This window comes from Microbacterium sp. Bi128 (genome assembly GCF_918698205.1).
The window spans coordinates 1-2,345 of record NZ_CAKKMM010000782.1 but is presented as its reverse complement, the minus strand read 5'-3'; the positions used below and the strand labels follow the sequence as shown (position 1 = coordinate 2,345).

4 protein-coding genes are annotated in these 2,345 nt (G+C 68.1%); 2 read left to right on the top strand and 2 right to left on the bottom strand.

Features of this window, described 5'->3' with window-relative positions; genetic code table 11:
* On the top strand, positions 1 to 421 hold a 421-nt coding region (locus LQV45_RS26190; RefSeq protein WP_230009604.1), incomplete at its 5' end, for an ERAP1-like C-terminal domain-containing protein.
* 114 nt (positions 422 to 535) lie between these two features.
* Here the strand turns inward: LQV45_RS26190 and LQV45_RS26185 are convergent.
* Together LQV45_RS26185 and LQV45_RS26180 are read right to left on the bottom strand one after the other, a co-directional pair.
* Entirely contained in the window at positions 536 to 1,318 is a 783-nt protein-coding gene (locus LQV45_RS26185) for a VOC family protein (protein ID WP_230009603.1), read from the bottom strand.
* 263 nt (positions 1,319 to 1,581) lie between these two features.
* A complete protein-coding gene (locus tag LQV45_RS26180) occupies positions 1,582 to 1,815 on the bottom strand; it encodes a DUF3073 domain-containing protein (protein WP_018774150.1) in 234 nt (77 codons plus the stop codon).
* Between the two features lie 293 nt (positions 1,816 to 2,108).
* Between LQV45_RS26180 and LQV45_RS26175 the strand changes: the two genes are divergently transcribed.
* Positions 2,109 to 2,345, top strand: a 237-nt coding sequence (locus LQV45_RS26175; RefSeq protein ID WP_374208299.1) for a hypothetical protein, incomplete at its 3' end; no start/stop codon positions are given.

Here is a 2,345-nt window from a genome sequence, read left to right as displayed (position 1 = left end):
CCTCGCCGCGCGCCCCGAGGCATCCGTCAAGGCGGCCGCCTGGGAGGCCGCCGTCCACGGCACCGGCCTGTCCAACCAGCTCCTCGGCGCCACGATTGCCGGGTTCAACACCGGCGCGGCCTCCCTGCTGGCCGGGTTCATCGACCCGTACTTCGAATCCCTCGAGGACGTCTGGGCGGACCGGAGCATCGAGATCGCCAGCCGGATTATCCGCGGCTTCTACCCCGCGGCGCAGGACCTGGACGGCGGAACGCCCGAAACCCACGCCGTGATTGTCCGCACCGACCAGTGGCTGGCCGCCCACCCTGATGCGCCGCGTGCCCTGCGCCGGATCATCATCGAACAGCGCAGCCAGCTGCACCGTTCCCTCAGGGCGCAGGCACTGACAGCACCGGCCCAGGCACCATCGACTGCTCCGTAACGGCCCTTTTGACGGCTGAAATCGGCGGCTGGGCCCACGCCGGCAGGGTTCCCTGGCCGAGCTTGCGAGGCGAGGGAGCCGGTGGGGAGCACTCGATCCGTTTAAGCCGCGGTCCTAAACCTCCAGCAGGCTGAAGACGCCGCCCTGCGGATCCTTGAGGGTGGCGATGGTTCCGGCTTCCTCGACCTCGTCCGGTTCGATCAGCACGACGCCGCCGGCGGCCACCGCAGCCTGCACCGCCGCTGCGACGTCGGAGACGCCGAAGTAGACCTGCCACCCCGGCTCGAGGGTGTCCTGCGCGTCGCCGGGAACCCGGGCGATGCCGGCCACCTCGGCACCGCCCACCATGAGCGTGGTGTAGGTGCCGCCGTCGTCCTGGGGGTATTCGGTGACGTCGTGCCCGAAGAGCTGCTGGAAGAAGCCGACGGCGGCCTGCGGTTCCGGCGTGAGCAGTTCAGCCCAGGCCAAGGTGCCCGCCTCCTGGCTCCGGCCGGCTCCGATGTGGCTGCCGGCCTGCCAGGCCCCGGTGGTTCCGCCGCCGGGCGGGGCGAAGAAGACCATGACGCCGGTGTCACCGATCTCCTCGGGGCCGAATTCAAGGTGCCCGGGGGAATGCGCCAGTTCGGCGGCCAGGTCCCGGGCGTCGTCGACCGCGAAATACACGTTCCACCGGCCCGGTTCGGCCGCGGCTTCCTGCCGGGCGTTCTGCGGAGCGAGCACGGTAACCAGGTCGTCGCCCAGGAAGGCTTTCGCGTAGCTGCGTCCGTCGGGAGTGGGCAGGTCTTCGTACCGCCAGCCGAAAACCTCCGTGTAAAAGACCTTCGCTGTCTCCACGTCGGGGGTCTGGAGGTCTGTCCAGCAGAGCTCGCCCTCGGCGAATCCTTTGCGCATGGTCATGGCAGTCCTTCCGGGGCATCGGTGTGGCGTCCGGGAAAATCCGGCACGAACAACGTAGCCCGGTGCCCCGCTGGTGACAACTGCGCCGGCTCATCCGCGGCGCAGCGCGGGCCAGCCGGCCGGCCCGGATACGGAAGGCTGCGGGCACAAGAAAGGCCGCCGGCCACGCCTGTTACAGGTGTGGCCGGCGGCCCGAAAATCTTTGGCTGGCACCGCGGTGCCGGATGGATCCCCCGGAGAGAACTGCCGGAAGGAAACGTCGACTAACCTATGCGACGGGAATCAACCTCGTCGTCGTCGTCTTCCACATCGTCCGCGTACTTATCCACATACGCTGAATAATCCGGTTCAACCGGGTCATCCGCGAAGTGGCTCGTGGCACGACTTCCCGGGCCCGTGAGCTCGCGCTGGAGGGCCGAATAGTCAGTGTTCGGGGAGTAGTACTTGATGTCCCGAGCCTGCTTGGTAGCTTTTGCCTTTTGACGGCCGCGCCCCATGGCGTGACCCCCTTTTGTACTTGGACCGGAGGTGGTCACCTTTTGGCGATAGGTGAGGCCCCGGAATGTTTGGTCAATTTGTCGTACACCTAGATTACATGCTTTCGGCGCCAACTGCTCGCCGGCCCGCCCCCTGTGGACAGTGTGGCGCCTCCCGCAACGGTGGCCGGAGCCACCGGCGCATGCGCGGTGCCGCGCATCTTCGATAGAGTTTCGTGATGTGCGCCCAGAAAAGGGCCGCTACGCCGGGCTTCCAGCCCCGGCAAAGACGCACGGAAGTGGTGAATTTCTCAGTGACCGAAGAGAATCCAAGGAACGACGCCGGGGCCATCCCGCCGCCGCCCTCGAGGCCGCCGACGTCCGCCCTGCCCGTCATTACAGCCGACCGTGCGCGGCCCACGAATCCTGCGGCGGCACCCGCAGCGGCGAAACCCGCGCGCCCGGCCCTTGCCGGCACCGCGTTCGCCGGCGCCAGGAAAGCGCTCTCACGCACCAAGAAGGCTCTCTCACGGCGGGCACGCCCCCTGGTC

Excerpts from the sequence above, each read along its gene's own strand:
- LQV45_RS26185 (WP_230009603.1), bottom strand. The coding sequence starts at position 1,318 with ATGACCATGCGCAAAGGATTCGCCGAGGGCGAGCTCTGCTGGACAGAC.
- LQV45_RS26180 (WP_018774150.1), bottom strand. The coding sequence starts at position 1,815 with ATGGGGCGCGGCCGTCAAAAGGCAAAAGCTACCAAGCAGGCTCGGGAC.